The organism is Achromobacter sp. RTa, assembly GCF_000757485.1.
Lineage (GTDB): Bacteria > Pseudomonadota > Gammaproteobacteria > Burkholderiales > Burkholderiaceae_B > Achromobacter.
On sequence record NZ_JPYO01000042.1, the window covers coordinates 143,357 to 169,702 of the forward strand.

Sequence of the window (26,346 nt, forward strand, 5' to 3'; positions counted from 1 at the left end):
CGGGCTCACACTATGAAGAGCAGGTATCGGGCCCCGCTGTGCGGCGGGGTGGAGAATTCGCTGGCGCCGAAGAGCTGGTAGCGCAGGCAGTCGCCGGGAGCCAGGCGGTAGGCCTGGCCGTCGACGGTCATGGCCAGCTCGCCTTCCAGCATCAAGAGGTGGTGTTCCAGGCCCGGCCGAGGCGAGCGCTCGTACGAAATGCGCGCGCCGGCCGCGAGTTCGCAGGCCAGCACCTCGCCCGCCAACTGCCGAGCCGGCGGCGAAACCGAGCGGCGGCGAAAGCCGGCGCTGTCGTCCACCCATACGGCCTGCGCCTGCTGCGGCACCAGCGGCGCGAATTCGTCCTCGACCATGAGCATCAGCCGCGACATGGTCAGGCCGTAGGCGGCGCACAGCTTGCCGAGCGCGCCGGCCGTTGCGCTGACCTCGGCGTTCTCCAGCCGGGACAAGGTGGCGCGGCTGACGCCGGCGCGGCCGGCAAGCTCGTCCAGCGACCAGCCGCGCTCCTGGCGCAGCGCTTTGAGCCTGTCGGCGATGCGCCGGTCCAGCGCCGAATCCGAAAATTGAGAATTTTCCATATAAGAGAATTTCTCTCATATCAGGAAATTCGTCAAGCAGCGGCCGCGGCCCCTCTCGGGATTTCGGCACAATAGGGGCCATGCACTTGGCCAAACCTCTCATCATGACCGTCCTGACCTTGAGTTTCCTGAGCGGCTGCGGCTTGCCCTCCCTGGGCAAACGCAGCGAATCCCGCGCCCTGACGCCCGAGGAATCGCAAGAAACCCCGCTGGGCCGGGCAATCGCGCCCTTGGCGGCCGCGCATCCCGGAAAGTCCGGCATCCATCCGCTGCCCGATGCGTACGACGCCTTTGCTGCGCGCATGATGCTGGCGCGCGCCGCGGAGCGCAGCCTGGACGTGCAGTACTACATCTGGCACAACGACATGACGGGCACCATGCTGCTGGAAGCCCTGCACGAGGCGGCCGACCGCGGCGTGCGCGTGCGGCTGCTGCTCGACGACAACGGCACCTCCGGGCTGGACGACGAACTGTCCGCGCTCGACGCGCACCCGAACATCGAGGTACGGCTCTACAACCCCTTCGTGCTGCGCTGGCCCAAGCCGCTGGGCTACGTGACCGACTTCAGCCGCCTGAACCGGCGCATGCACAACAAGTCCTTCACCGCCGACAACCAGGCCACCATCGTCGGCGGCCGCAATGTGGGCGACGAATACTTCGGGGCCGCCAGCGGCGTGCTCTTCACCGACCTGGACGTGTTGGCGATCGGCGCCGCGGTCAATGACGTTTCCGTGGATTTCGACAGGTATTGGGCCAGCGAGTCCGCCTACCCCGTGGACCGCCTGCTGAAAAAGCCCGCGCCGGGCAGGCTGGACGAACTGGAGCAGGCCGCCACGCAGGTCGAACGCTCCCCGGAAGCCGCCGCCTATGCCGAAGCCATGCGCAAGCTGCCCTTCATCAAGCAATTGCTGCAAGGCGAGCTGGCGCTGGAATGGGCCGACACCCGCATGGTGAGCGACGATCCGCGCAAGACCCTGGGCACCGCGCCGCCCGAGGCCATGCTGCCCCATCAGCTGCAAGAAATCATCGGCGCGCCCACCTCGGACCTGGAACTGGTGTCGCCCTATTTCGTGCCCACGGCGAGCGGCACCCAGGCGTTCGCGCAGATGGCGCGGGGCGGCGTCAAGGTCAAGGTGCTGACCAACGCGCTGGAAGCGACCGACGTGACGGTGGTGCATTCCGGCTACGCGAAGCGCCGCAAGGCCCTTCTGGCCAGCGGGGTGGAGCTGTTCGAGATGAAACGCATGTCCACCGGGGTCGAGCGCAACAAGAGCATGGGCCCCTTCGGCAGTTCCGGCTCCAGCCTGCACGCCAAGACCTTCGCCGTCGACGGCCGGCGGATCTTCGTGGGTTCGTTCAACTTCGATCCGCGCTCGGCCAAGCTCAACACCGAACTGGGGTTCGTCATCGACAGCCCCACGCTGGCCCGTCGCATTGCCGAGTCCTTCGACCGCGATCTGCCTTCCGCCGCCTACCGCGTCTGCCTGGACGACAAGGGCGAACTCTACTGGCTGGAACAGCGCGGCGGGCAGACCATCCGCCACGACACCGAACCCGGCACCACGCTGTGGCAGCGCCTGTCGGTGTGGTTCGTGTCGCTGCTGCCGCTGGAGCCGCTGCTGTAGGCGTCCGGACATGGCTTCGAACCTGGATCTTTTCGGCGACGACGCCCCTGGGCACAGCGGGCGGGTGGAGCTCGGCCCGCAGTCCGTGGTGCTGCGCGGCTATGCCCTGCCCCAGGTCAACGCGCTGCTGTCCGGCGTGGACGCCGTCACGGAGGTGGCGCCCTTCCGGCACATGGAAACGCCCGGCGGCTACACCATGTCGGTGGCGCTCACCAATTGCGGCCGCCTGGGCTGGACGAGCGACGCCCGCGGCTACCGCTATACCCGCGAGGATCCCATGACAGGCCAGCCCTGGCCCGACATGCCCGCCGCCTTCGTCCAGCTGGCGCAGGCCGCGGCGGCGGAAGCCGGCTTTCCGGATTTCGCGCCGGACGCCTGCCTGGTGAACCGGTACGAGCCGCGATCCCGGCTGTCGCTGCACCAGGACAGGAACGAACGCGACTACGGCGCGCCCATCGTGTCCGTGTCGCTGGGCATGCCCGCTGTGTTCCTCTTCGGCGGCGACGCGCGCGGCGACAAGGCCTCGCGCACGCCGCTGTTCCATGGCGACGTGGTCGTCTGGGGCGGCGTGGACCGGCTGCGCTATCACGGCGTCCTGCCCATGAAGGATCTGCCTCATCCCAGGCTTGGCAGCCGGCGCATCAATTTCACCATCCGCAAGGCGGGCTGAACCTCCCTGCGGGTATGAGGGTTCTCCGCGTCTGGCCGGCCGGCCCGGGCGGCTCTACGATTGCGCACCTCTCTTTTCCGCGCCCCGGAGCCCCATGCGCACAAGATCCGCCCTGGCCTTGCTCTGTACCCTGATCGCGGCCCCCGCCTGGTGCGCCGAGGCTTCCCCGCCCCTGATCGAGAACTCGCTGGGCATGGTTTTCCTGCGCATACCCGCCGGCACCTTCCAGATGGGCAGCGACGAAACGCCGGAGTCCCTGGCGCGCGCCTATCCCCTGTATCCGCCGGAACGCTACGCCCAGCTGTCCGACGAAGCGCCCGTCCACACGGTGCGCATCACGCGCCCCTTCTATCTGGAGCGCACGGAAGTCACCGTGGGACAGTTCCGCCGCTTCGTCGAGGCGTCCGGCTACGTGCCCGAATCCGAGGCCGACGGCACGGGAGGCTATGGCTATAACCCGCAATACGACCCCGACAAGTCCGAACGCGGCGACGCTTTCGAGGGGCGCGACCGCCGCTACTCCTGGCGCGATCCCGGCTTCGCGCAGGGCGAGGACCATCCTGTCGTGAACATCAGCTGGAACGACGCCTCCGCCCTGGCCCGCTGGCTGACCTTGCGGGAGGGCAAGGTCTACCGCCTGCCCACCGAGGCCGAATGGGAATACGCCTGCCGCGCCGGCGCGCGCACCCGCTACCAGAACGGCGACGATCCCGCCCCCATCCCCGACATCGGCAACGGCTTCGATGCGCAGGCCGGGCCGTTCTGGCCCAAATGGGCGGCGTTTGCATCGGCCCGCGGGGACGGCCACGCCTTCACCGCCCCCGTCGCCAGCTATGCGCCCAACGCCTTCGGCCTGTACGACATGCATGGCAATGCGTGGGAGTGGGTGTCGGACTGGTACGGCGAGGACTACTACGCGCGTTCGCCCACGGATGACCCGCAAGGCCCGGCGAGCGGCAATGTGCGAGTGCGGCGGGGCGGCTCGTGGCACACCTGGGCGCTCTATACCCGCGCCTCGTTCCGCAACTGGAATACCCAGGAAACCCGCTACCCCCTGGTGGGGCTGCGCCTACTGCGGGAGGCCGATTGACGGAAAGGCGCGGCCGTCCGGGTTAGCATAGCCGCACGCTCAACCCTCAAAGAGAATCCTGACATGCATTCGCTGGGCCGTCTCGTCCTGCTCGTGAACGATTACGACACCGCCATCGCCTTCTACCGCGACAAACTGGAGATGGAGGTCTACGCGGATCTGCCCGTGGGCCAGCAACGCTATGTGCACCTGCGGCTGCCGGAGCAGCCGTCAATGGGCGTATGGCTGCTGCAGGCGTCGACCCAGGCGCAGCGCGACCGCGTCGGCGACCAGACCGGCGGCCAGCCGGTAGGCGTGTTCTATACCGACGACGTCGTGCGCGACCACGCCCGCTTCGCCGCCCGCGGCGTGCGCTTTACCAAGGAACCCGTCCATGAGGCCGCCGCAGTCTACGCCCACTTCATCGATCTGTACGGCAACGAATTCATGCTGGTCCAGATGAAGCAGTAGACCGGAAGCCGCCCGCCCGATCTTTCGCCACCTTGGAATACGACCAGGAGAAAACCATGTCCAAAGTCATGCTCGTCACCGGCGGCAGCCGCGGCATCGGGGCCGCCATCGCCAGGCTTGCCGCCCGGCGCGGCTACGCGGTGGGCGTCAACTACCACGCGCGGCCGGACGCGGCCCAAGCGGTTGTGGAAGAGATCCGCGGCAATGGCGGCCGCGCCGTCGCCCTGCAGGCCGACGTCTCGCAAGAAGCGCAGGTGGTGCGCATGTTCCGCACGCTGGACGAAGAGCTGGGACGCATCGACGCCCTGGTGAACAATGCGGGGATCCTGGAGAAGCAGATGCGCGTGGACGGCATGAGCGCCGACCGCCTGCAGCGGATCCTGTCCACCAATGTCGTGGGCGCCTTCCTGTGCGCCCGCGAAGCCGTGCTGCGGATGTCCACCCGCCATGGCGGCCAGGGCGGCGCCATCGTCAACGTATCCTCCGCCGCCGCCCGCCTAGGCTCGCCGAACGAATACGTGGACTACGCCGCCTCCAAGGGCGCGATGGACACGATGACCATCGGCCTGTCCAAGGAAGTGGCGCCGGAAGGCATACGCGTGAATGGCGTGCGGCCCGGCACCATCTACACCGACATGCACGCCAGCGGCGGAGAACCGGGCCGCGTGGACCGCCTGAAAGGCGCGATCCCGCTGCGCCGCGGCGGCACCGTGGAAGAAGTCGCGGGCGCGGTGATGTGGCTGTTCTCCGACGAAGCCGGCTACACCAGCGGCTCGTTCATCGAAGTCTCGGGCGGCAGCTGAGCCCGCGATGGGCTACTTGGAACCGGGCGAGATGACCCGGTTCTGCTCCTTGGATGCAATGCGCGCCTCGACGCGCCGCAATACGGCCAGCACGAACAAGGCCATCAGGGTGCTGACGACTGCGGTGGCTTCGCGCCCCATGCCCGCGGCCACGCCGATGGCGGCCGTCATCCAGATGCTGGCCGAGGTCGTCAGCCCGTGGATCTCGCGCTCTTCTCCGAGCTTGATGATGGCGCCCGCGCCCAGGAAGCCGATGCCCGCGATCACGCCTTGCAGCACCCGGCTCAGGTCGCCGACCTCCATGCCGCCCTGCAGGGGAACCAGCACGAAAATCGCGGCCCCCAGGGCCACCAGCATATGGGTGCGCAGGCCCGCCGCCTTGCCGCTGCGCTCGCGCTCGTAGCCAAGCAGGCCGCCCAGCATCACAGCCATGCCCAGGCGCAGCACGATGCGCGTCGCCTCCCCCGCATCGGGGATGTCGGCAAATTCGCTCTGCACGGTGGACCAGATTTCCAGCCAGACTTCCGACATCGCCGCCTCCCGGGAGGACATGATGAAAGCAGCATAGCAGGGCGCGCGTGCGATCCGCCATGCCGTGTTTGCGCTGGCATACCGGGGGCAACTGGTTTACAACCTCCTGGTGTCCCGCATTGCCGCGGGAGTCAACCGACCGGAGGGTTTCATGGATTTGCAGCTTGGCGGTAAACGCGTGCTCATTACGGGCGCATCCAAGGGCATCGGCCTGGCCTGTGCCGTTGCCTTCGCCCGCGAAGGCGCCGAACCCGTCCTGGTGGCCCGCGACGACGCGGCCCTGCATGCCGCCGCACAGGCCATCAGCGCACAGACCGGCAAGCAGGCCCGGGTGCATACGCTGGACCTGGCGCAGCCCGGCGCGGCGGAACGCCTAAGCAAGGAGGCGGGCGACATCGACATCCTGGTGAACAATGCCGGCGCGGTGCCGGGCGGCGCGCTCGATCAGGTGCAGGATGAACGCTGGCGCGCCGGCTGGGAGCTGAAGGTGCATGGGTACATCGCCCTGGCGCGCCATTACTACCCGCGCATGCGCGAGGCCGGCGCGGGCGTGATCGCGAACATCATCGGCATGGCGGGATCCGCGCCGCGCGCGGACTACATCTGTGGCGCGGCGGCCAACGCCTCGCTCATTGCCTTCACCCGCGCCCTGGGAGGCGAAGCGCCGCGCCACGGCGTGCGCGTCTTCGGCGTCAATCCCTCGCGCACCCGCACCGACCGCGTGCTGACGCTTGCGCGGCAACGCGCGCAGGCGCGCTGGGGCGATGAGGACCGCTGGCAGGAAACACTGTCGGACCTGCCCTTCAGCCGCCTGATGGAGCCCGAGGAAGTGGCCGACATGATTGTTTTCGGCGCCTCGCCGCGCGCGGGCTACCTGAGCGGAACGGTGATCGACCTGGACGGCGGCGAGCAGTACACAAACCATGGCCGGTGAACGGCCGCCCGGCACAGTGTCTGACACCCGTACGAGATGCGCTTCATCTTGCCCCGGCGCCGCCCGGGACAGTGTCTGACACCCGTACGAGATGGGCTTCATCTTGCCCCGGCGCCGCCCGGGTGTCTGACACAACCCATCGCTCGCAATCTCAATCCCCCGGGGAAGGCCGGCTTCCTCCCTACGGGCGCGGCATCGGGTATCAGACGCCTGTCGCGCCCGTTCCCCGCCATCCGGCCAACACGGCCGGCAGCTGCCTCATGTCGGTGAACACATGGGCCACGCCCACGCCGCGCAAGGCTTCGGCGCCGCTGTGGCCGTTGGCGTCGGGGCTGTAGCCGAACACCGTGGCACCCGCGGCCACCCCCGCGGTCGCGCCGGTCACCGTGTCCTCCACGATGGCGCAGCGCCGCGGATCCACGCCCAGCGCCTCGGCGGCCGCCAGGTACACGTCCGGATAGGGCTTGCTGCGCGGCATTTCGTGGCCGCTGAAGACACGCCCGTCAAAACAATCGGCGATGCCGACCTTGGCCAGCTGCAATTCCACCTTGCGCCGGTCGGCGCCCGAGGCCACGGCGATGCGCCCGCCCAGCGCCCCGTGCAAGGCGCGCACCGCATCCGGCGCGCCGGGGATTTCCAGCAGATCGCGGTCCAGCGCATCGTTGCGCCGCTGGCGGAACTGGGCGAACCAATCCTGGCCCAGCGTAGCGCCGGTGCGGGCTTCGATCAGCGGCAATTCATCCTTGACGGCCTTTCCGGTAAAGATGCGCATCGTTTCTTCGTGCGCGATGTCCCAGCCCAGCTCGTTGAGCATCTGCGTCAGCACGCGGCTGGTGATGGGTTCGGAATCGACCAGGACGCCATCGCAGTCGAACAGCACGGCGTCAAAGGGAAAATCAGTCATTGCGGCAAGCCAGGGGAAGATCGGTGAAGCGGGTAAGCATACTTCAAGCCCCTGGAACCTTTCCCCCGGCACGGACGGCGCTCAGTTTTCCGCCGTGATGTGGCCATCGGCCACGACCTTGGCGAACACCGCGGTCTGCGCCTTGATGAAATCGCGGAACTCCTGCTGGCTCATCGGCTGCACCTCTCCGCCGAGGTCGCGCAGGCTGGCCACCAGCTTTTCGTCCTTCAGGGCGCGGCCGATCGCGGCTGCCAGCTTCTGCTGCACGTCCGCCGGCGTCGCTGCCGGGACGAACACGCCGAACCAGTTTTCCAGCGCGTAGTCCTTGAGCGGCGCGTACTCCGCCACGGCTGGGATGTCGGGCGCGAACGAGGCCCGCTTGGCCGACGTGACGGCCAAGGGCTTGACCTTGCCGCTCTTGATGAAAGGCAAGGCGCCGGCCAGGCTGACGAACGTCAGGTCCACGCTGCCGGCGGCCACGTCCACGAGTTGCGCGGAAGCGCCTTTGTACGGCACGTGCACCATCTTGATACCGGCCAGGGACTGCAGGAGTTCGCCGTTCAGGTGCTGCGGATTGCCCACGCCGCTGGTCGCGTAGGTCAGCCGGTCCGGATTGGCGCGGCCGTATGCGACCAGCTGCTCCACGCTTGCGACCGGCAGCTTGGGATTGGCGACCAGCACGTTGGGCACGCGCGCGATCAGCGCGATCGGCGCGAGGTCCTTGCCCGGCTGGTACTGCATCTTGCTCTTGAAGACCAGCGGATTGATCGCGGTCTCGCCCGCCGAGCCCAGCAACAGGGTCGTGCCGTCCGGAGCGGAGCGCACCACCGCCTGCGCTCCCAGCATGCCGCTGGCGCCCGGCTTGTTCTCGACCACGACGCCCTGGGGCATTTCGCTGCGCAGCCGCTCGGCCAGCAGCCTGCCCATCCCGTCGACTCCGCCGCCGGCGGCAAAAGGCACGATCAAGGTTACGGGCCGGCCGCCGGCCGGTTCGGCCGCGTGCAGCGGGGTCGCCGAGGCGAAAGCCAAGGCCGCCGCGGCGGCCAGGATACGGATTGCATGCATGGTCTGTCTCCAGTGGGGCCGGTTCGGATGGCGGCCGGGTTTTTACTTAATTGCATTTTATAGATGCAATATGCAAAAATGGCAGCTATGGAAAACACCAATGCCGCAGCGCGCCATGCCAGCTTCACGCTGGACGGCGCGCGATACCTCTATCTGGACCTGCCGGCCATGTACGGCGAGGCCTACTACCGCCTGCCGATCGTGCTGCGGCTGCTGCTGGAGAATGCGCTGCGCAACATGCGGGGCGCGGAGCGGGACACCGCGGTGGCGGCGCTGTTCGGCTGGCTGGAGCACGGCACGAGCGAAGCCGAGATCGCCTTCCAGCCCGGGCGGGTGCTGATGCACGACACCACCAGCACTCCCGCGCTAGTCGACATCGCGGCGATGCGCGATGCCCTGGCCGAGGCCGGAGCCGACCCCGGCGTCCTGAACCCGGTGCTGCCCGTGGACGTGTCGGTGGACCATTCGCTGGCGGTGGAGGCCTATGCGCAGGCGGACGCGGCTGCGCTGAACCTGGACCTGGAACTGCGCCGCAACGCGGAGCGCTACCGCTTCCTGCGCTGGGCGTCCAAGGCCCTGTCCAACGTGCGCATCCACCCCCCGGGCACCGGCATCATGCACACCATCAACCTGGAACAGCTGGCCACCGTGGTCTGCCGGGAGGACGGCGCCGACGGCGTCGCGCTGCACCCCGACATGATGATCGGCACGGACAGCCACACTCCCATGGTCAACGGGATCGGCGTGCTGGGCTGGGGAGTGGGCGGGCTGGAGGCGCAGACGGTGATGTTCGGCATGCCGACCCTGCTGCGCATTCCCGACGTCATCGGCGTACGCCTGACCGGCGCGCTGGCGCCTGGCGTCACCCCGACCGACCTCGCGCTGACCGTAACCCAACGCCTGCGCGCCATCGGCGTGTCCGGCGAGTTCGTGGAGTTCTTCGGGCCCGGCGTCGGCACGCTATCGGCCGGCGCGCGCTGCGTGGTGGCCAATATGGCGCCCGAGTACGGCGCCACGACCGGCTACTTCCCCATCGACGGCGAAACACGGGCCTACCTGCTCCAGACGGGCAGGCCGGCCTCGCACGCCGCGTTGGTGCAGGCCTACGCCGAGCGCGCCGGCATCGCGTTCGACCCCGGCGCCGAGCCGCGCTATACCCGCGTGATCGACATCGCGCTGGCCCGCGTCGGCATGCACGTGGCCGGACCGAAACGGCCGCAGGACCTGCACCCCTACACCGACACGAAGGCCATCCTGCAAGGCCTGGGCTTCGCTCCCCGGACGGCGGCGGCCGGCCTGCCCCGCCACGCCATCGCGATAGCCGCCATCACCAGCTGCACCAATACCTCGGACCCGCGCCTGCTGACGGCCGCGGGCCTGGTGGCGCGCAAGGCCCGGCTGGCCGGGCTGCGCGTGCCTGCGTGGGTCAAGACCTCGCTCGGCCCGGGCTCCCCCGCCGCAGCGCGGTACCTGGCGCGCGCCGGCCTGCTCGACGACCTGGCCGCCGTGGGCTTCGACATCGTGGGCTACGGATGCACCACCTGCATCGGCAACTCGGGCCCCCTGCCCGCAGTAGTGCGCGAGGCCATGGCGGCCGGCGCGGTACATCCCGTCGCGGTGCTGTCCGGCAATCGCAATTTCACGGGCCGCATCCACCCCGACCTGGACCTGGGTTTTCTCATGTCGCCGCCGCTGGTCATCGCCTTTGCGCTGGCCGGCGACGCCGAGCGCGATCTCGGGCGGGAGCCCGTGCAGACCGCGCCCGACGGCCGCGCCGTCCATCTGAAGGACCTCTGGCCCGACGAGGCCGAGATCGACGCGGCGCTGGCCGCCGGCCAGCAGCCCGAGGACTACCGCGGCGCCTTCGCTATCGCCAGCGCCAATCCCGCCTGGCAGTCGCTGCAATCGCCTGCCACGGCCCTTTTCCCCTGGGATCCCGCATCCACCGCGCTGCGGCGTCCGCCCTTCGCCTCGCTTGAAGAGGCCGGCCAGCTGGGCCGGTACACGGCCCGTCCGCTGCTGGTGCTGGGCGACGACGTGACGACGGACCACCTGTCGCCCGCCAGCGCCATCCCGCCGGACAGCCTGATCGCTGACTTTCTCGTCGAGCGCGGCGACAAGCGCGACGACCTGAACGTCTTCGCGTCGCGCCGCGGCAACTGGCAGGTCATGATGCGGGCGGCGTTCTACAGCAAGAGCCTGGCCAACCTGCTCTGCCCCGCGGCGCCCGTGGGCCATACCCGGCATGCGCCCAGCGGCAGAGTGGAACCTATCTGGGAAGTCGCGGCCCGCTATGCGCGGGAAAGGCAGGCGGTGGTGCTGGTGGCCGGCGAACGCTTCGGCACCGGCTCCTCGCGCGACTGGGCCGCCAAAGGCCAGCGCCTGCTGGGCATACGCGCGGTGCTGGCGGTCAGCTTCGAACGCATCCACCGCTCCAACCTGATCGGCATGGGCATCCTGCCCTTGCGCCTGCCCGAGGGCGCGACGCCCGCGACCTTGCGGATACAACCGGACGACCGGATCGAGATCGACGCCGCGGCCGCGGCGATGGCCCCGCGCGCGCCCATCTCCGTGCGCATCCTGCGCGCCACCGGCGAGTCCGAGGCGCTGACCGCCGTCGCGGCCGTCGAAACCGGGTTGGAAGTCCGATTGTTGCGGATGGGCGGCGTCATTCCCGCTATTCTTTCGGACACGATCAATCCGGCCCCATCCCATCCATGAGCGCGCAAACCAATACCGTCAACAAGATCCTGGAGCTGATCAAGGAAGAGCGCCTGCCCGAAGGCGCGCACCTCACGGCGCAGAAGCTCGCGGACCGGCTGCGGCTATCGCGCTCTCCGGTCAATGACGCGCTGGGCATTCTCGAACAGCACGGCGTCGTGACCCGCAAGCCCAACCGCGGCTACTTCCTGAGCCAGGATTTCGACGCGCTGGCGGATGCGCATGCCGGGCTGGCGCCGCCGTCCGTGGACGACATCGTCACGCATAGCTATTTCAAGCTGGCCGACGACCTGCTGCGCGGCGAGCTACCCATGCAATGCAGCGAGGCGCAGCTGCGCGCGCGCTATGCGCTGACCAATGCGCAGACGCAGGCCCTGCTGGCGCGCATTTCGCAGGAGGGCTGGGCGGATCGCCGGCCCGGCTACGGCTGGGAATTCTCGTCCATGATGACGACCCCGGACAGCCTGCTGCAGTCCTATCGCCTGCGTCTCGCGCTGGAGCCGGCGGCGCTGCTCGAACCCACGTTCCGCATCGACAGGAATGTGCTGGCGCGCTGCCGCGCCGCGGAGAAACACCTGCTGGACGGCGGCATAGCCACCGACACGGCCGACCAGCTGCATGAGCGCGGCGTGCGCTTCCATGAATCCCTGGTGGAGGCATCGGGCAACCCTTTCTTCATCGACACGATCAAGCGCGTGAACCGCGTGCGCCGCCTGCTTTCCTACCGCTCCATGCAGGACCGCAGCCGCTACAAGCAGCACTGCGACCAGCATCTGGCCATCCTGGACCTGCTCGAGCGCGAACGCAACGAAGAAGCCGCCGCGGCGCTTGCCGGCCATCTGCGCAGCACCCTGGACAACCTGGCCCGCATCCGCGGCATCCTGACATAGGCCGGGCGCCGCGCGCCGGGCCGATTCCATCCCGATCATCCGGAGAAACTCGCGCCATGCACGTTTACATCGGTTCCCGCACCACGCGCGAACGCAATGCCCGCGGCGACGGCATTAGCGTTTTCGATTACGCGCCCGACACCGGCACGCTTACCCTGACGCAGGTGGTGGGCGGCTTGCTCAACCCCTCCTATCTCCTGCCCCACCCCTCCTTGCCGGTGCTCTATACCGTGCACGGAGACAGCCGCGAAGTCAGCGCGCTGCGCCGCGACACCCGCGACGGATCGCTCGCCCCCTGGCACACGCAGGACTGCGAGGGGCGCAATCCCGTGCACTTGGCGCTGGCCCCTTCGGGCCGCAGCCTGATCGTGTCGAACCACCTGACCGGCACGCTGGCCGTGCTGCCCGTGGCCGCCGATGGCGCCCTCGGCCCCGTGTCGCAAACGGCGCAACTGGACGGCGAACCCGGACCGCACCGCAAGGAACAGCCTTTCGCCAAGCCGCACTACAACCTGGTCGACCCGTCCGGCCGGTACGTCGTGGTGCCGGACAAAGGGCTGGACCGGGTGTTCCTCTTCGCGCTGGACGAGCATGGCATCGGCGCCGCGCCAGCCTGCGCGGCGGTCGCGCGCGAAGGCGCCGGCCCGCGCCATGCCGCCTTCCACCCCGCCGGCGAATGGCTCTACGTCGTCAATGAACTGGACAACACCGTGACCGCGTATGTACTGGAAGCCGACGCGCTGCGGCCTTTCCAGGTGTTGCCCACGCTGCCCGACACCTGCACCGGCAACAGCCGGGCGGCCGGCATCATGATGGACGCGCAAGGCCGCTGCCTGTATGCGTCCAATCGGGGCGACGACAGCATCGCCGTATTCGCGGTGGACTCCGCCAACGGCAGGCTGACGCTGCGCCAGCACGCGCCGACCGGCGGCAAGACGCCGCGCTTTTTCACGCTGTCTCCCGATGGCCGCTTCCTGTTCGCCCTGAACGAGGACAGCGACACGGTCGTTCGCTTCCGCGTCGATCCACGGGACGGCGCCTTGTCCGCGGACGGCTACGTCCTGCGGATCGGCAGTCCGGTGTGCATGGTCTTCGCAGACAGCCAGGCCTGACAGCCCGGCGTCAGAAGTCCATGGACGCCGACAGCATCACCGTGCGCGGCACGCCTTGCGAGATCGTGCCGTACGAAGCCACGCCGGACCAGTACGCCCGGTTGAACACATTGACCACGTTGGCCCGCAGCGTCACATCCTTGCCGTAGACCTTGGTCGCGTAACGCGCCCCAAGGTCGAACGTGGTCCATGACGGCACGGACTGCGTATTGGCCTGGTTGATGTATTCGCTGCCGGTGTGGATCATGCCGCCGGTGAGCGTCAGGCCGGCCACCCATGGGGTATCCCATTCCGCGCCGAGGTTGACCGACAGTTTGGGCACGCCGACGGGCCGGTTGCCCACGTTGGCATGATTGCCGGCCCGCGTCAGTTCCGCGTCCAGGTAGGTCACCCCGCCCAGCAGCCGCAGCCCCTTGAAGGGTTCGCCCGCCACATTGAACTCCAGCCCGCGATTGCGCTGTTCGCTGTCCACCCCATATACCCCATTGGTCAGCTGGCCGCTGGGCTTGGTGATCTCGAAAGCGCTCAGCGTCAGCATCGCGCTGTCCAGGTCCAGCTTCACGCCTACTTCCTTCTGCCTGGCCTTGTAGGGTTTGAATACCTGGCCCGCGTTCGAGGCGGTGGCGGGCGCCACGTCGCCCTTGCTCAAGCCTTCGATGTAGTTGGCGTAGAACGACACATGGCTCCAGGGCTTGATGACAAGGCCGGCCAGCGGGGTGGTCGCGCTCTCGTCATAGCTGAGCGTCCGCGCGCCCGTCGCGGCATTGAAATTGCGCGACTCGATGCGCTGCTGCCGCACGCCCAGGCTCAGTTGCGCGCGCTCGTCCAGGATGCTGAGCGTATCGGCCAGCGCAAAGCCGGAAAGATCGGACGACGACACCTTGGGCACGCTGGCTGGCGCGGGGATGTACTGTTCCGGCCGTGCGATCGGATGGTAGATGTTGGACGTCAGCGGCGTCCCCGTCACGCTGGCCTGCGAGTTCCGGTCGCTGTACAGGCTGCCCATGAAGCTGATGGCATGGCTTACCGGCCCCGTATCCAGCCTGGCGCGCACGCCCGCGTTGTACGTGCTGCGATCCACCTGGAAGCGGAAGTTGTTCGGCGTGACGATCGTATCGCCGGCTTCGTTGACGATCGTGGGCGTCTGGTCCGACAGGCGCGCCACGCTGGTATCCGAACCTCCCGCGTCGGCGAACACCGTCAAGTTATCGCTGATGTCGTACTCCACCCGCAGCAGCGCCGATTGGCCGTCGGACTTCCACCAGCCCCACGGCTGCGTGGCGTTGCGCCGGCCGTCCGCGGCATGGGGCACGTCGATGCCGGCGGCCACGAGGAAAGGCCTCGTCGGCGCGTCGATCTTTTCATTCTGCGTCAACAGGTCCAGCGAGGCTCGCAGGCGTTCGCCCTGATAATCCAGCGACAGGGCCCCGATATCGGTGCGGGAATACAGATTGTCCAGCGGCGTGTCGCCCTGGCGATGCATACCGTTGACCCGCACGCCCCATTCGCCATCCGTGCCGAAGCGGCGGCTGATGTCGGCTCGGGCGCCGAACTGCGTGTCCGCCACGTAGTCGGCGGACACCCGGGTCAAGTCCTCCGGCAACGCCCGCTTGGGCACCATGTTGATCACCCCGCCCACGCCGCTGTTGGGCGACATGCCGTAGAGCAGCGCGGCCGGCCCCTTCAGCACCTCGACCCGCTCGATGTAATCGGTGAAGACGTGATAGTTCGGCGCCACCCCGTACACGCCATCGAAGGCGATCTCGCCGAGATTGCCCTCGCCGATGGGAAAGCCGCGGATGTAGAACGAATCGGTGACGCCGCCGATCTGGCCGGTAAAGCGCACGGAGGGTTCGACGTTCAGCGCATCCGCCAGCGTCACCGCCTGGCGGTTCGCCAACAGGTCGGAGGTGTAGTTCGTGACGTTGAACGGCGCGTCCATCACATCGCGGTTGCCCAGCAGGCCCAGGCGTCCGCCGCGAGCCACCTGGCCGCCCGGGTAGTCGGGCGGCAGCGCATTGGCCGCCACGTCCGCGCCCGCGACGGTCACCGCCGGCAGCACCGTCGCCGACTCTCCCGGCCCGGAGGGCAACTGGCGCAAGGTGTAGGCGCCATTGCCCTGCGCCGACAAGGCATAGCCCGAGCCCGAAAGCAGCCGGGAGAAACCTTCCTGCACGGTATACGCGCCGTTAAGTCCGTCGCTGCGACGTCCCGACAGCATCGCCGGATCGAACGACAGCGGCACGCCCGAGGCCGCGGCGAACTGGGCGAGCACGTCGCCCAAGGGCCCCGCCGCGATGGCATAGGACTTGCGCGCCGTGACGTTGATGGCATCCGCTGCCGTGGCCGCTGCTGGCGCGCCGGCGGCGGCCAGCAGCGCCAGGCCCAGTCCGGCGGCCCGGACCGTCGCGCGCATGTGCGGCAGGACGGCATTTCCGCGAGACGGGCGCGGCGAACGGAAAATTCGGGAAACCATGAAACGATCCTTCGTAGGGGTATGGGTGGCGCGCGGGTCGCGGCGATTCACCCGGTACACCGGACGAAGCGGAAAAAAGTGTCAGGCGGTGTGCGATTAATTTGTAACGCCGGTGCGAGGCGCCACCGTCGTCCAGTAAGGAGTGATCCGGCTCACCGTCACCGGCAGGGTTTTTTCCAGCAGCCGCAGGCTGGCATCGATGTCGTTCAACGGGAACGCGCCCGACACGCGCAGCCCGGCCACCGCCGGATCGCATCGCAGCACGCCGCGGCGATAGCGGCCCAGTTCGCCCACCAGTTCGGCCAGCGTCCAATTCCGGGCCGCGAGCATGCCCCGCTCCCAGGACGCCGCTGAATCGTCGACCGGAGCCGGGAGCCCGGCCTCTCGCCCGTTGAAGACCGCCTGGCTGCCTGCCGGCACCCGTAAGGGCGCGGCCCCCGCCGACACGGGCTGGATCTCGACCGCGCCTTCGAAGACCGCGACGCGCACCGCGTCTCCCTCGTCGCGCACCATGAAGCGCGTGCCCAGCGCCCGTACCGCGCCTTGCCGGGTGCGCACGATGAAGGGCCGCGCGACCGGCGCGGGGTCCTTGCCGGTTGTCAGCAGGATCTCGCCCGCCCGCAGCCACAGCAGGCGCTGCCGGGACGTATAGTCGATGTCCACGGCGCTCGCGGTGTTCAGCACCAGCTGCGTGCCGTCGGCCAGCTCCATGCGGCGCTGCTCGCCCGTAGCCGTGCGTGCATCCGCGCTCCAGGCCCGCCACGGCAGTTCACGCGCGCCCCACCAGGCCGCCGGCGCCAGGACCATCAAGCCGCCCAGCGCGCGCAGGGCCTGCCGGCGCCCCGGACGATCCAGCCGCCGCAGAGCATCGCCGGCGATCCGCGGCGGCATCTGCCCGAATCCGCGCAGCATGTCTTCCGCCCGCGCCCAGGCGGCAGCATGCTCGGCGCTGCGCTCGCGCCAGCGATCCAGCGCCGCGCGGTCCGACGCGGACAGGTTCTCCGATTGCAGGCGCACCAGCCAGCCAGCCGCCTCCTTCAGGATGGCGGGATCGATGGCGGCGCTCATGCGTCGGCCTGGTAGGCGATCAGGCACGCGGTCAGCGCGGCCTGCATATGGCGCTTGACGGTGGACAACGACACGTTCAAGCGCTTGGCGATGGCCTCATAGGCCATGCCGTCGAACTGGGACATCAGGAAAATTTCGCGCGTCTTGGCAGGCAAGGTCCGCAAGGCGGCGTCGATGGCTTGCAGGGTTTCCAGGATGAGCGCCCGCACTTCCGGCGACGGCACCTCCGGCGCCGGCAACCGCGCAACGGCCGCCAGGTAGGCATCCTCGAGCGCGCGGCGGCGCCAGTGATCCACGACCAGCCCCTTCGCGATGTGGGTCAGCAGTGCGCGGGGCTCGGCGCCCGGCCCTTGCTGGCGCCGTCCGGCCATCAGGCGCACGAACGTGTCGTGCGCCAGGTCCGCGGCGTCGAAGGAATTGCCCAGCTTCCTGCGCAGCCAGCCCGACAGCCAGCCGTGGTGGTCACGATAGAGCTTCGTGACGGTGTTGGCGCTAAGGGAATCGGGCGTGGGCAAGGGCAAGCCTGGATAGAATTCAAATAGGAACCATTCGTATTCTATCCCATGCCCTTCCCCGCCTGGAACGGCTAGTAATCCATGGGCACGTGGCACTGGGCGGCCCTGAGTTCCTCCAGGTGCCGCTCGGCCTCCTGCCTTTCGGCCGCCGGCGACAAGGCGCGCCAGCTCACCATGTTGCCCGTCGCCTTCAGCGGCATCCAACCCAGCACGCTGTAGAGCGTGATCGCGGTGCGCCCGGTGTCGAATCGCGTTTCGTAATACCCGTGACGGTCCGGCGGGGTATCGCCGGGCGTCCATTCCATTTGAGACATCCACGTCTCCTTCTTGCTGAAGCTTATGCGCAAGCGCGCGGATCCTTCGGGATCTACCGGCGATCGTATCGTTGGCCGCGCTTGCTTGTGATGCCAAGATGCGCCTGCTTTGCAATTCTTGACAGAGGGATATCCCCTAGGAGGGGACGGCCACGGGAGAACCCCGTGGCGGAATGTGGCGAAAATCGTACGGAACGGCGAGCGCCGCCCCTGGAGGTCCCGGCGCCGGCGGAGCGGGCCGGCGCGCCTGATTTACTTGATGCCGATGAAGGGCAAGGCAGCGCCCGGGACCTGCGTCGCCGGCAGCACGCCATCCCATTTTTCCACCGCGTTCAGGCTCACCAGGTTGGTGTTGGCGGCCAGGGCCTCCGCCTTGGCGCGGATCGCGGCCGCCTCGGCCTCGCCCCGCATGCGGATGCCATCGGCCTCGGCCGTGAATTGCTGGCGGCGCGCATCGGCTTCCGCCTTGGCCTTGACCACCTGGATCTCGGCGTTGATCGTCGCCGTTTCCTTTTGCTGGCGGGTGGTCTCGATCTGCACCTGGGCCAGCATGCGCTGCTCGATGGAGTGTTCGTAGGCCTGCGAGAAACCGACCTCCTCGATCTGCACGCCCACCACCTGCACGGGCGCGCCTTCCATCGTCTTGCGCACGGATTCGTTGACGTCCAGGCCCAGCTTCTGGCGTTCCTGGATGGCGCGCACCGCGGTGTACTGGCCAAACACATTCTTCACCGAATCCGGCGTCTTGCGCTCCAGCACGCGCATCTGCAGGTTGCTGATCGTGCCGTACTCCGAATACAGCTCGGCCACGTGCTCGGGCGGAACGCGATAGGTCACGGATACCCGCAGCGACGCGGGCTGCTGGTCATAGCTGTACGCCTCCAGCTTTTCGAACACGAACGTATGGTCGCGCACGGACACCATCATCACGCTGTCGATGAACGGGGTCTTGAAGTCCAGGCCGGGTTCGGACACGCGCACCAGCTTGCCGTTGCGCAGCACGACGCCGCGCTCGCCCTGGTCCACCTGGAACCACGAGCCAAAGGCCAGGAAGAGAATCAGCACGAACAGTACCGCCGCGATGAGCGCGACCTTGATGCTGCGCGGTTTCACCGCGCTTATCGATTTGACCACCTGCATATCCGTCGGCTTCACTTGTAATCCCTTTCTGATTTTGAGCGTTTACGATCCGAGAGCACGGCGGCGATGCCCCGCGCCAGCAAGTAAGCGACCACGGCCGCTCCCACCAAGATCAGGAAATACCTCATCGTGCGTCCCCCCCGGAAAAGAAGCAGGGGATTCTAGCGCGAGTCCGCAAGGCTTCGAATTGTGACGATTGTTGCGCCGCAAGGGCCTGGCCCGTTCCGCCGCGCTCGCGGGGCCCGCGCGCCGGTAAAGTTCCTAGCATCAGGCCGCAACCTGTTACGTCCGCCCGGCCGGCCCATCTGCTACCGTGGATACGGCCCCAACGCGCCGCGGCCCCGGCCCGGCGCCCACGACGGAGATCGCGCATGCCACGTCCTTCCGAGTCCGCGCCCCTGATCGGTGTGATCCCCCCCTACATGCTGGACCGCCTGGCGCAACACGCCGACGCCCGGGTCAGCATGCCCGCGGTAAAAACGCAGATCATCGACCAGCAGCAGCGCGGGTTGCGCGAAATGGCGGTGCAGCCGCCCCGCGTGAAACCGGTACCCTCCAAGAATGCCAGCCCCGCCGGCACGCCGCAGCGGGCGGTGCACGATGCCGGCAACACCACCACGCTGCCGGGCAAGCTGGTTCGCGCCGAAGGCCGCCCGGCCAGCGGCGACGCGGCGGTGGACGAGGCCTATGAACACCTGGGCGCGACCTACAAGCTGTTCTGGGACATCTACAAGCGGCACTCCATCGATGGCCAGGGGCTGCCGCTGATCGGCACCGTGCACTATGGCGAAGACTACGACAACGCCTTCTGGAATGGCGCGCAGATGGTGTTCGGCGATGGCGACGGTGAAATATTCAACCGCTTCACCGTGGCGCCCGACGTCATCGGCCACGAACTCACGCATGGCGTCATCGATGCCGAGGCCGCGCTCCTGTACCAGGGACAGTCCGGCGCGCTGAACGAATCCCTGTGCGATGTCTTCGGCTCGCTGGTCAAGCAATACGTCCTCGGGCAGGATGCCCGGCAGGCCGATTGGCTGATAGGCGTGGGGCTGTTCACGCCCAAGGTGCGCGCCCGCGCGCTACGCTCCATGGCGGAGCCGGGCAGCGCCTATGACGACCCCGTCCTGGGCAAAGACCCGCAGCCCGCCCACATGGACAGCTACGTGGACACGTCCGACGACAACGGCGGCGTGCACATCAATTCCGGCATTCCCAACCGCGCCTTCTATCTGGCGGCCACCGCATTGGAAGGCCCGGCGTGGGCTGTCGCCGGCCGCGTCTGGTACGACGCCCTGTGCGACAAGCGGCTGCGCCACGATGCCGATTTCGCGCAGTTCGCGGCGCTGACGCTGGAGGCCGCGCAGCGCCAGGGCGCCGCCCTGCGCGGCGCCATCGCGAAAGCGTGGCAAACCGTCGGAGTCCGGACATGATCCAACTGCCGCCCCTCGATCTCGCCCTGCTGGTGCGCCTGACCCGCGAAGGCGGCCTGGCCTATCTGCCGGCGCTTGCGCAGCCGCGCAGCATCGATCTCGCCGCCTGCGCGCCCGACGTGCGCCAGAAAGTCTGCGACGCGCTGCAGCGCGCCGCGCCCGTCGCCGTTGCGCGCAACACCGGCGCCGGCGGCGACCAGCGCTATTTTCACGTCGAAGTGGTGTACAAGAGCGACGAAATATCCGACATCAGCTTCGACGTCCCGGAAACCGACGCGCCCGACACGCTGGTGCGGCTGTGGAAGGAGCCGCCGCGGCCGGAGTAAAGGCTTGCCGCGCGGGCCTCAGCGCGGCGCCTGGGCCGCCTCGGCGGGCGCATGGGCACGGTACTGCCCGATCTGGATGGCCCGGCCCGCGTAAAGGCCGGCCGCCGCCATCGCCACGCACAGCGCCGCGCATACGCCCAGCGCCACGTCCCATCCGCCCAGCGCGTCATGCAACGCGCCCATCAGCGCCGGCCCCGTGGCGGCAAACAGATAGCCCACGCATTGCGCCATGCCCGACAGCGCCGCCGCCTGCTGCGCATGGCTGGCGCGCAGCCCCACGAACGCAAGGCCGAGGATGATGCCCCCGCCCGTCCCCAGGCCCAGCAACACAATCCACAAAGTAGCCCAGCCGGGCGCGGCGATCAGGCCCAGCATTGCGACGAACGAGGCCGCGGCCGAGCAGAACGCGGCGGCGCGCTGGTCCTTCATGCGCCTGACCACCGGCGCCAGGAACAAGGCCGGGCCGGCGGACATGAGTTGCAGCAGGCCGTGCAGGGTGCCGGCCCGCTCGGCCGTATAGCCGGCTTCGCGCAGGATGGCCGGCAGCCAGCTCACGCCTACGTAGAACACGAAGGAATTGATGCCCAGGAATAGCGTCACCTGCCAGGCCAGGGGCGAGCGCCACAAGCGGCCGCCATGCGGCGCATGCGCGGTGGAAGCGGCGGGCGCCGTATGGTTGGCAAGCTGCGGCAGCCACAACAGGACGCCGGCGATGGGTATCAGCAGCAGGCAGCCCGTCGAGAAGCGCCAGGTCGCGTCCGACAACCCCGCCAGCGGAATGGCGATGGCCGAGGCCAGGCCCGCCGCCAGGCTCATGGTCAGCACGTAGGCCGAGGTCAGGCCCGCCACGCGCTGCGGGAAATCGCGCTTCAAGAGGCTGGGCAGCAGCACGTTGCCGATCGCGATGCCCGAGCCGATGACCGCCGTGCCCAGGTACAGGCTCCAGGCCGATCCCAGCGTGCGCACCACGATGCCGCCCGCGATCAGCAGCAAAGCCGCGAACAGGGTGCGCTCCAGGCCATGGCGGCGCGCCAGGCCCGCCGCGAACAGCGACACCACCGCGAAAGCCAGCAATGGCAGGGTGATCAGCATGCCGGCCGCGGTGGAATTCAGCCCGAGCTGTTCGCGGATCATGCCGATCAGCGGCGGCACGCCCGTGACCGGCGCGCGCAGGGCGGTCGCAATGCAGAGAATGCCCGCGATCAGCAGCAAGGGCTTGCTGGCGGGACGCTTGGAGGAAGCAGAAAGAGAGGTCATGCGCGTGGAGCCCATCGGGCTCCTTGTAAGAGTGGACAAGCCCTAGCTTAAGTAAAAGCCTCTTTACCGAATTTCGAGACAATGACAGACTATCCCTAAATCCGGCCAATCCACCTACTCATGCATTCCCTGGAAGAATCCGCCCCTTTCTTCGACCTGGACGTCGAATCCCAGTGGACCTTCGCCACTCGCGTGCATGCGGCCGAGAACGACCAGGAATCCCCGCTGCACCGGCACCGCATGGGCCAGTTGGTGCTGGCGCTGCATGGCGGCGTGACTTGCTCGGTGCCGCAGGGGCTCTGGATGGTGCCGCCCCAGTGCGGCGTCTGGATCCCCGGCGGCGTTCCGCACAGCAACCGCGTCACCGCGAACGGGCGCGTGTGCTTCCTGTTCGTGCCGCCCGATGCCCCGGGCCTGCCCGGGCAATGCTGCACGCTGGCCATCACTCCGCTGCTGCGGGAATTGGTCGTGCACCTGGCGGACCTGCCTCCCGAGGAAGCGGCCGCCGCCTCCAGCCGGAAGCTGGCCGAGGTGCTGGTCGACCAGTTGGCGCGCATGCCCACCGAACACCTGCACCTGCCTATGTCGAACCACCCGAGGCTGCGCGAGATCGCCGATGCGCTGCGCGCCGACCCCGCCGACCGCAGCACCGTGGCGCAATGGGGCAAGCGCGTGGCGATGAGCGAACGCACGCTGGCGCGGCTGGTGCGCCAGGAGCTGGGCATGAGCTTCGGCCGCTGGCGCCAGCAGATGCATCTCATCCAGGCCTTGCAGCGCCTGTCGGCCGGCGTGTCGGTCCAGCGCACGGCCGAAGACCTGGGCTATGAGTCCGTCAGCGCCTTCATCACCATGTTCCGCAAGACGCTGGGCAAGACGCCCGCGCGCTATTTCGCGGAAAAAAAGGACGCCGCGCCGTAATTGCCGGCTTGCGCGAGAGGCAGCCAGTGTCAGACACCCTTCAGCACCGTCTTCGCCTGAGCCGGCATTTCATGGGGTGTCAGACACTTGTATCTTGCGATACCCATACCCTCACCCCTCCCGCGCCCCCGCGACAATGAACAACCTTGGGAATGGCAACAGCACGGTGCCATCGGCCAGCGCCGGGTAGGCTTCTTCGATCAAGGACTGGTAACGGGCCAGGAACCCCGCCTGCCCCTCGGCGTCCAGCCGGTCCAGATACGGCCGCAGGGCCGTGCCCTTGAACCATTCCACCACGGCTGCGGCCCCGGCCAGCGGGTGGTGGTAGGTGGTGCGCCACACGTCCAGCCGGCCGCAATGCGGCTTGAGCAATTCGTAGTACCAGGCTGCGCTGTGGCGCGGCGGATGCTTGAAGCCGCCGATGCTGGCCGCCCAAGGGGCCTCGCCGGCTACCTGGCGCGCCAGGCGATGCGCGGGCTCTTCAAGGTTGTCCGGTGTCTGCACCGCAAGGCTGCCCCCGGGCGACAGCTTGCCGACCAGGCGGGGATACAGCGTTTCGTGGTCCGGCACCCATTGCAAGGAAGCGTTCGCCAGGATCACGTCATAGGACTGCGGTGGGTCCCAGGCGGCGATGTCGGCCAGCTCGAACCTCAGCCCCGGCAGGCGCTTCGTGGCCGCCTGGATCATGTCCTCGGAATTGTCCATGCCGGTCAGTTCGGCGTCCGGATAACGCGCCGCCAGCACCTCGGTGGAATTGCCCGGCCCGCAGCCCAGGTCCACCGCGCGCCTCGCGTCCTGGTTCGGCAATGCGGCGACCAGGTCCCGCACCGGACGGGTGCGCTCGTTCTCGAATGCGGAATACTGTTTGGCGGACCAGCTGGTCATGGCGATTCCTTGCGTATGGGTTCGTCAGCACTCTACGCCTGCGGCACCCACGCGACAAATTCGAATTCGAAGAGCCCGCCATATCCGGAAGATATGGCGGCTCGGGCTTCATTCCCGCTTCACTCGGCCGCCAGCTCGGGCTTGGAGCGTTCCGAGCGGGTTTTCCACAGGGAGAACAGCACGCCGCCGGCGATCAGGCCGAAGGTCACCGAGAGCGATACTGCGGCCGGCACCTTGCCGATGAAGCCCACCAGGAATATCTTGGTTCCGATGAAGACGAGCACGAGGGCCAGTGCATACTTGAGGTAATGGAAGCGGTGGATCATCGCCGCCAGCGCGAAGTACAGCGCGCGCAGGCCCAGGATGGCGAAGATGTTGCTCGTGTAGACGATGAACGGATCGGTCGTGATCGCGAAGATCGCCGGCACCGAGTCCACCGCGAACAGCAGGTCCACGAATTCGATCAGCACCAGCGCCAGCAGCAGCGGCGTGGCCCAGCGCACCGGCTTGGACGTGGCAGGATCCTCCTCGCGCACCCAGAACGCATTGCCGCGCAAGCCGTCCGTCACCCGCATGTGGCGCTTAAGGAACTTGAGGATGGGATTGGAGGCGATGTCGGGCGTCTGGTCCGCGATCATCCACATCTTGATACCGGTAAACACCAGGAAGGCCCCGAATACATACAGCAGCCAACCGAAATTGCTGACCAGCGCGGCGCCCAGGCCGATCATGATGGCGCGCAGCACGATCACGCCGAGAATGCCCCAGAACAGCACGCGATGCTGGTACTGGCGCGGAATCGCGAAGAAGCTGAAGATCAGCGCGATGACGAAGACGTTGTCCATCGACAGCGACTTCTCGATCATGAAGCCGGTGTAGTACGCCATGCCGCTGGCCGCGCCCATCTGCCACCACACCCAGGCGCCGAAAAGCAGCGCGGCAGTGATGTAGCCGGCGGAAAGCAGCAGGCTTTCGCGCACGCCGATCTCGCGGTCGTCCTTGTGCAGCACGCCCAGGTCGAAGGCCAGCAAGGTCACGACGATGCCCAGGAAGAGCAGCCAGCTCCAGGTGGGGGTGCCGAGAAAATCGGCGGCCATAAAGGTCAGTAAGGTTTCCATAATGTCCCGCTCATGTTCGAAGGGCCTCATGATCCGGATCCGGCGCCAATGTAAAAATCAGCCTGAATTTGAGTTAAGGTTCGAAAAAACCGAAGTGAGCCGCGCCATGCTGAACTACCGACACCTCTATTACTTCTGGATGGTCGCCAAGGAAGGCGGCTTTTCGCGCGCCGCCGAAAGGCTGGACATGGCCATCCAGACCATCAGCGCCCAAGTCCGCGAACTGGAGAAGAACCTTGGCCACCAGTTGCTCAAGCCGGCCGGCCGGGGCGTGGCGCTGACCGACGCCGGGGAAGCCGCCTTCGCCCGCGCCGAAGAGATCTTCCAGATCGGCCACGCGCTGCCCCAGGAGGTGCGCGCGGCCGCCACCAAGCCCGTCATGCGCCTGGCGGTGGGGCTGCCCGACGGCATTTCGAAACTGGCCGTGCACGCCCTGCTCGGCCCCGTGCTGCACACGCCGGACCTGCGCCTGACCTGCCACGAAGGCGAAATCCAGGAACTGCTGGGCGAACTCGCTCAGCACCACCTGGACCTCGTGCTGGCCGGCCAGGGCGCGCCCGCCAACCCCAATCTGCGGCTCACCAGCGACCGCCTGGTTTCGTCCCCGGTGGATTGGTACGGCCCGGCCAAGTGGGTACGCAAGGCGGACGCGCGCGACTTCCCCCGCTGCCTGGAACGCCTGCCGGTGCTGCTGCCGACCGGGCATTCGGTGTTGCGCCAGACGCTGGACCGCTGGTTCGGCGAGCAAGGAGTGCATCCCAACGTGGTCGGCGAATTCGAAGACAGCGCGCTCATGTCGGTATTTGCCGCCCGCGGGCTAGGCGTATTTCCGCTGAGCAGGCTGGGCGGCGGCGACATCGGCCTGCTGGGAGGATTGCGGCCCCTGGCCCGCTGCGACGACGTGCACGAGGAAATTCATGCGATCCGCAACCGGCGCGGGCAGCATCATCCGCTGGTGCAGGCCGTGCTCAGCCACGCGAAAACTTCGGTTTTTTCTTAATGTTTGTCACAACCATTCTGGTTTTTCAGAAATAGAATCCGCTTTATCGTGGCCTTCCCTTGAAATATCGGAGTACCACCGCAATGAAAAAAATCATCTGGCTCGCTTTCGCCGTGCTTGCCGCACTCTGGACCGGTCTGGTGGCGCTGACGCTGCAATTGACCGACTGGGTGCTGGCCTCGGTCGCCTCCGCGCAGGTGCCGGGCGCCGCGCTAGACACGTCCCAATGGGTTCCACCCGACTGGGCGGCGGCCTGGGTCGATCCCGCCTGGCTGCAGTCCCTGCAATCCGGCCTGGTCTGGGCCGCGCAAGGGCTGAACCAGGTGCTGCCGATGGCGGGCAGCCTGGGCACGCTGATCGCGGTGGTGGGCTGGATCTTCTGGGGCTTCATCATCGCCGGCCTGCTCGTGTTGGCCCTGATCCTCCACTGGCTGGCGGGCAAGCGCGAGCAGGCCGAGACGTCCGGACGCCAAGTGGTGTAATAGGGCAGGCAACGCGGCAACCCGGCGCGCTGCCCTCAAAG

At 67.9% G+C, this 26,346-nt stretch carries 26 protein-coding genes; 14 read left to right on the plus strand and 12 right to left on the minus strand.

Annotated features, from left to right (window positions below):
- Positions 1-5: 5 nt before the first annotated feature.
- Entirely contained in the window at positions 6-578 is a 573-nt protein-coding gene (locus tag JL37_RS18360; RefSeq protein WP_043546015.1) for a helix-turn-helix domain-containing protein, read from the minus strand.
- An 80-nt stretch (positions 579-658) separates the two neighbouring features.
- Here JL37_RS18360 and JL37_RS18365 point away from each other — a divergent pair, with 80 nt between their 5' ends.
- The 5 genes from JL37_RS18365 (at position 659) to JL37_RS18385 (ending at position 5,216) form a co-directional block, all read left to right on the plus strand.
- Positions 659-2,203: a phospholipase D family protein gene (locus tag JL37_RS18365; RefSeq protein ID WP_156124339.1), complete on the plus strand. Its 1,545-nt coding sequence runs from the start codon at positions 659-661 to the stop codon at positions 2,201-2,203.
- Between the two features lie 10 nt (positions 2,204-2,213).
- The gene (gene alkB, locus JL37_RS18370) at positions 2,214-2,873 is read left to right on the plus strand and encodes a DNA oxidative demethylase AlkB (protein WP_043546016.1); all 660 of its coding nucleotides are present in this window, start codon (positions 2,214-2,216) and stop codon (positions 2,871-2,873) included.
- A 94-nt stretch (positions 2,874-2,967) separates the two neighbouring features.
- Positions 2,968-3,963: a formylglycine-generating enzyme family protein gene (locus tag JL37_RS18375; protein WP_043546017.1), complete on the plus strand. Its 996-nt coding sequence runs from the start codon at positions 2,968-2,970 to the stop codon at positions 3,961-3,963.
- A 63-nt stretch (positions 3,964-4,026) separates the two neighbouring features.
- A complete protein-coding gene (locus tag JL37_RS18380) occupies positions 4,027-4,413 on the plus strand; it encodes a VOC family protein (RefSeq protein ID WP_043546018.1) in 387 nt (128 codons plus the stop codon).
- 56 nt (positions 4,414-4,469) lie between these two features.
- The gene (locus tag JL37_RS18385; protein ID WP_043546019.1) at positions 4,470-5,216 is read left to right on the plus strand and encodes an SDR family oxidoreductase; all 747 of its coding nucleotides are present in this window, start codon (positions 4,470-4,472) and stop codon (positions 5,214-5,216) included.
- 12 nt (positions 5,217-5,228) lie between these two features.
- On the opposite strand, the gene JL37_RS18390 is transcribed toward JL37_RS18385, so the two are convergent.
- Positions 5,229-5,747 (minus strand): MgtC/SapB family protein, encoded by a 519-nt coding sequence (locus tag JL37_RS18390; RefSeq protein ID WP_043546020.1) that lies wholly within the window; start codon positions 5,745-5,747, stop codon positions 5,229-5,231.
- A gap of 151 nt (positions 5,748-5,898) precedes the next feature.
- Here JL37_RS18390 and JL37_RS18395 point away from each other — a divergent pair, with 151 nt between their 5' ends.
- Positions 5,899-6,681 carry an SDR family oxidoreductase gene (locus JL37_RS18395; RefSeq protein WP_043546021.1) on the plus strand — a complete coding sequence of 261 codons (783 nt, stop codon included), beginning with the start codon at positions 5,899-5,901 and terminating at the stop codon, positions 6,679-6,681.
- A gap of 202 nt (positions 6,682-6,883) precedes the next feature.
- On the opposite strand, the gene JL37_RS18400 is transcribed toward JL37_RS18395, so the two are convergent.
- Positions 6,884-7,585: an HAD family phosphatase gene (locus JL37_RS18400; RefSeq protein ID WP_043546022.1), complete on the minus strand. Its 702-nt coding sequence runs from the start codon at positions 7,583-7,585 to the stop codon at positions 6,884-6,886.
- An 81-nt stretch (positions 7,586-7,666) separates the two neighbouring features.
- A complete protein-coding gene (locus tag JL37_RS18405) occupies positions 7,667-8,650 on the minus strand; it encodes a tripartite tricarboxylate transporter substrate binding protein (RefSeq protein WP_043546023.1) in 984 nt (327 codons plus the stop codon).
- 87 nt (positions 8,651-8,737) lie between these two features.
- On the opposite strand from JL37_RS18405, the gene acnA reads away from it, so the two are divergent.
- From acnA to JL37_RS18420, 3 genes are read left to right on the plus strand one after another with little or no spacing between them, the layout of a single operon-like run.
- Positions 8,738-11,371, plus strand: coding sequence for an aconitate hydratase AcnA (gene acnA, locus JL37_RS18410; RefSeq protein ID WP_043546024.1), 2,634 nt, complete (start codon positions 8,738-8,740; stop codon positions 11,369-11,371).
- Positions 11,368-12,261: a GntR family transcriptional regulator gene (locus JL37_RS18415; RefSeq protein ID WP_043546025.1), complete on the plus strand. Its 894-nt coding sequence runs from the start codon at positions 11,368-11,370 to the stop codon at positions 12,259-12,261. The genes acnA and JL37_RS18415 overlap by 4 nt, the downstream gene beginning before the upstream one ends.
- Positions 12,262-12,317: 56 nt before the next feature.
- On the plus strand, positions 12,318-13,373 hold the full coding sequence (locus JL37_RS18420) for a lactonase family protein (protein ID WP_043546026.1): 1,056 nt from the start codon (positions 12,318-12,320) through the stop codon (positions 13,371-13,373).
- Positions 13,374-13,383: 10 nt separating this feature from the next.
- Here the strand turns inward: JL37_RS18420 and JL37_RS18425 are convergent, their stop codons facing one another.
- The 5 genes from JL37_RS18425 to JL37_RS18445 form a co-directional block, all read right to left on the minus strand.
- On the minus strand, positions 13,384-15,849 hold the full coding sequence (locus JL37_RS18425; protein WP_052097355.1) for a TonB-dependent receptor: 2,466 nt from the start codon (positions 15,847-15,849) through the stop codon (positions 13,384-13,386).
- Between the two features lie 96 nt (positions 15,850-15,945).
- Positions 15,946-16,917, minus strand: coding sequence for a FecR domain-containing protein (locus JL37_RS18430; protein WP_043546027.1), 972 nt, complete (start codon positions 16,915-16,917; stop codon positions 15,946-15,948).
- Complete coding sequence (locus JL37_RS18435; protein ID WP_043546028.1) at positions 16,914-17,432, minus strand: sigma-70 family RNA polymerase sigma factor; 519 nt, start codon at positions 17,430-17,432, stop codon at positions 16,914-16,916. The genes JL37_RS18430 and JL37_RS18435 overlap by 4 nt, the downstream gene beginning before the upstream one ends.
- Before the next feature lie 71 nt (positions 17,433-17,503).
- Positions 17,504-17,746 (minus strand): hypothetical protein, encoded by a 243-nt coding sequence (locus JL37_RS18440; protein WP_043546029.1) that lies wholly within the window; start codon positions 17,744-17,746, stop codon positions 17,504-17,506.
- Positions 17,747-17,998: 252 nt separating this feature from the next.
- Positions 17,999-18,859 (minus strand): prohibitin family protein, encoded by an 861-nt coding sequence (locus JL37_RS18445; protein WP_156124363.1) that lies wholly within the window; start codon positions 18,857-18,859, stop codon positions 17,999-18,001.
- 398 nt (positions 18,860-19,257) lie between these two features.
- On the opposite strand from JL37_RS18445, the gene JL37_RS18450 reads away from it, so the two are divergent.
- Positions 19,258-20,319, plus strand: coding sequence for a M4 family metallopeptidase (locus tag JL37_RS18450; RefSeq protein ID WP_043546031.1), 1,062 nt, complete (start codon positions 19,258-19,260; stop codon positions 20,317-20,319).
- Positions 20,316-20,645, plus strand: a complete 330-nt coding sequence (locus tag JL37_RS18455; RefSeq protein ID WP_043546032.1) for a protealysin inhibitor emfourin — start codon at positions 20,316-20,318, stop codon at positions 20,643-20,645. The genes JL37_RS18450 and JL37_RS18455 overlap by 4 nt, the downstream gene beginning before the upstream one ends.
- An 18-nt stretch (positions 20,646-20,663) precedes the next feature.
- Here the strand turns inward: JL37_RS18455 and JL37_RS18460 are convergent, their stop codons facing one another.
- On the minus strand, positions 20,664-21,902 hold the full coding sequence (locus JL37_RS18460; protein ID WP_043546997.1) for an MFS transporter: 1,239 nt from the start codon (positions 21,900-21,902) through the stop codon (positions 20,664-20,666).
- 120 nt (positions 21,903-22,022) lie between these two features.
- Here JL37_RS18460 and JL37_RS18465 point away from each other — a divergent pair, with 120 nt between their 5' ends.
- Positions 22,023-22,820 carry a helix-turn-helix domain-containing protein gene (locus JL37_RS18465; protein WP_043546033.1) on the plus strand — a complete coding sequence of 266 codons (798 nt, stop codon included), beginning with the start codon at positions 22,023-22,025 and terminating at the stop codon, positions 22,818-22,820.
- A gap of 111 nt (positions 22,821-22,931) precedes the next feature.
- Here the strand turns inward: JL37_RS18465 and tam are convergent, their stop codons facing one another.
- Both tam and JL37_RS18475 read right to left on the minus strand, forming a co-directional pair.
- Positions 22,932-23,705, minus strand: a complete 774-nt coding sequence (tam, locus tag JL37_RS18470) for a trans-aconitate 2-methyltransferase (protein ID WP_043546034.1) — start codon at positions 23,703-23,705, stop codon at positions 22,932-22,934.
- 119 nt (positions 23,706-23,824) lie between these two features.
- Positions 23,825-24,823, minus strand: a complete 999-nt coding sequence (locus JL37_RS18475) for a TerC family protein (protein WP_043546035.1) — start codon at positions 24,821-24,823, stop codon at positions 23,825-23,827.
- A gap of 106 nt (positions 24,824-24,929) precedes the next feature.
- Here JL37_RS18475 and JL37_RS18480 point away from each other — a divergent pair, with 106 nt between their 5' ends.
- A complete protein-coding gene (locus JL37_RS18480; protein WP_043546036.1) occupies positions 24,930-25,823 on the plus strand; it encodes a LysR family transcriptional regulator in 894 nt (297 codons plus the stop codon).
- Positions 25,824-25,906: 83 nt separating this feature from the next.
- Positions 25,907-26,305: a hypothetical protein gene (locus JL37_RS18485; RefSeq protein ID WP_043546037.1), complete on the plus strand. Its 399-nt coding sequence runs from the start codon at positions 25,907-25,909 to the stop codon at positions 26,303-26,305.
- Positions 26,306-26,346 lie beyond the last annotated feature (41 nt).

What these genes read in the sequence shown, in the direction of transcription:
- JL37_RS18360 (WP_043546015.1), bottom strand. Translation starts at nt 578, where the DNA reads ATGGAAAATTCTCAATTTTCGGATTCGGCGCTGGACCGGCGCATCGCC.
- JL37_RS18365 (WP_156124339.1), top strand. Translation starts at nt 659, where the DNA reads ATGCACTTGGCCAAACCTCTCATCATGACCGTCCTGACCTTGAGTTTC.
- alkB (WP_043546016.1), top strand. Translation starts at nt 2,214, where the DNA reads ATGGCTTCGAACCTGGATCTTTTCGGCGACGACGCCCCTGGGCACAGC.
- JL37_RS18375 (WP_043546017.1), top strand. Translation starts at nt 2,968, where the DNA reads ATGCGCACAAGATCCGCCCTGGCCTTGCTCTGTACCCTGATCGCGGCC.
- JL37_RS18380 (WP_043546018.1), top strand. Translation starts at nt 4,027, where the DNA reads ATGCATTCGCTGGGCCGTCTCGTCCTGCTCGTGAACGATTACGACACC.
- JL37_RS18385 (WP_043546019.1), top strand. Translation starts at nt 4,470, where the DNA reads ATGTCCAAAGTCATGCTCGTCACCGGCGGCAGCCGCGGCATCGGGGCC.
- JL37_RS18390 (WP_043546020.1), bottom strand. Translation starts at nt 5,747, where the DNA reads ATGTCGGAAGTCTGGCTGGAAATCTGGTCCACCGTGCAGAGCGAATTT.
- JL37_RS18395 (WP_043546021.1), top strand. Translation starts at nt 5,899, where the DNA reads ATGGATTTGCAGCTTGGCGGTAAACGCGTGCTCATTACGGGCGCATCC.
- JL37_RS18400 (WP_043546022.1), bottom strand. Translation starts at nt 7,585, where the DNA reads ATGACTGATTTTCCCTTTGACGCCGTGCTGTTCGACTGCGATGGCGTC.
- JL37_RS18405 (WP_043546023.1), bottom strand. Translation starts at nt 8,650, where the DNA reads ATGCATGCAATCCGTATCCTGGCCGCCGCGGCGGCCTTGGCTTTCGCC.
- acnA (WP_043546024.1), top strand. Translation starts at nt 8,738, where the DNA reads ATGGAAAACACCAATGCCGCAGCGCGCCATGCCAGCTTCACGCTGGAC.
- JL37_RS18415 (WP_043546025.1), top strand. Translation starts at nt 11,368, where the DNA reads ATGAGCGCGCAAACCAATACCGTCAACAAGATCCTGGAGCTGATCAAG.
- JL37_RS18420 (WP_043546026.1), top strand. Translation starts at nt 12,318, where the DNA reads ATGCACGTTTACATCGGTTCCCGCACCACGCGCGAACGCAATGCCCGC.
- JL37_RS18425 (WP_052097355.1), bottom strand. Translation starts at nt 15,849, where the DNA reads ATGGTTTCCCGAATTTTCCGTTCGCCGCGCCCGTCTCGCGGAAATGCC.
- JL37_RS18430 (WP_043546027.1), bottom strand. Translation starts at nt 16,917, where the DNA reads ATGAGCGCCGCCATCGATCCCGCCATCCTGAAGGAGGCGGCTGGCTGG.
- JL37_RS18440 (WP_043546029.1), bottom strand. Translation starts at nt 17,746, where the DNA reads ATGTCTCAAATGGAATGGACGCCCGGCGATACCCCGCCGGACCGTCAC.
- JL37_RS18450 (WP_043546031.1), top strand. Translation starts at nt 19,258, where the DNA reads ATGCCACGTCCTTCCGAGTCCGCGCCCCTGATCGGTGTGATCCCCCCC.
- JL37_RS18455 (WP_043546032.1), top strand. Translation starts at nt 20,316, where the DNA reads ATGATCCAACTGCCGCCCCTCGATCTCGCCCTGCTGGTGCGCCTGACC.
- JL37_RS18460 (WP_043546997.1), bottom strand. Translation starts at nt 21,902, where the DNA reads ATGACCTCTCTTTCTGCTTCCTCCAAGCGTCCCGCCAGCAAGCCCTTG.
- JL37_RS18465 (WP_043546033.1), top strand. Translation starts at nt 22,023, where the DNA reads ATGCATTCCCTGGAAGAATCCGCCCCTTTCTTCGACCTGGACGTCGAA.
- tam (WP_043546034.1), bottom strand. Translation starts at nt 23,705, where the DNA reads ATGACCAGCTGGTCCGCCAAACAGTATTCCGCATTCGAGAACGAGCGC.
- JL37_RS18475 (WP_043546035.1), bottom strand. Translation starts at nt 24,823, where the DNA reads ATGGAAACCTTACTGACCTTTATGGCCGCCGATTTTCTCGGCACCCCC.
- JL37_RS18480 (WP_043546036.1), top strand. Translation starts at nt 24,930, where the DNA reads ATGCTGAACTACCGACACCTCTATTACTTCTGGATGGTCGCCAAGGAA.
- JL37_RS18485 (WP_043546037.1), top strand. Translation starts at nt 25,907, where the DNA reads ATGAAAAAAATCATCTGGCTCGCTTTCGCCGTGCTTGCCGCACTCTGG.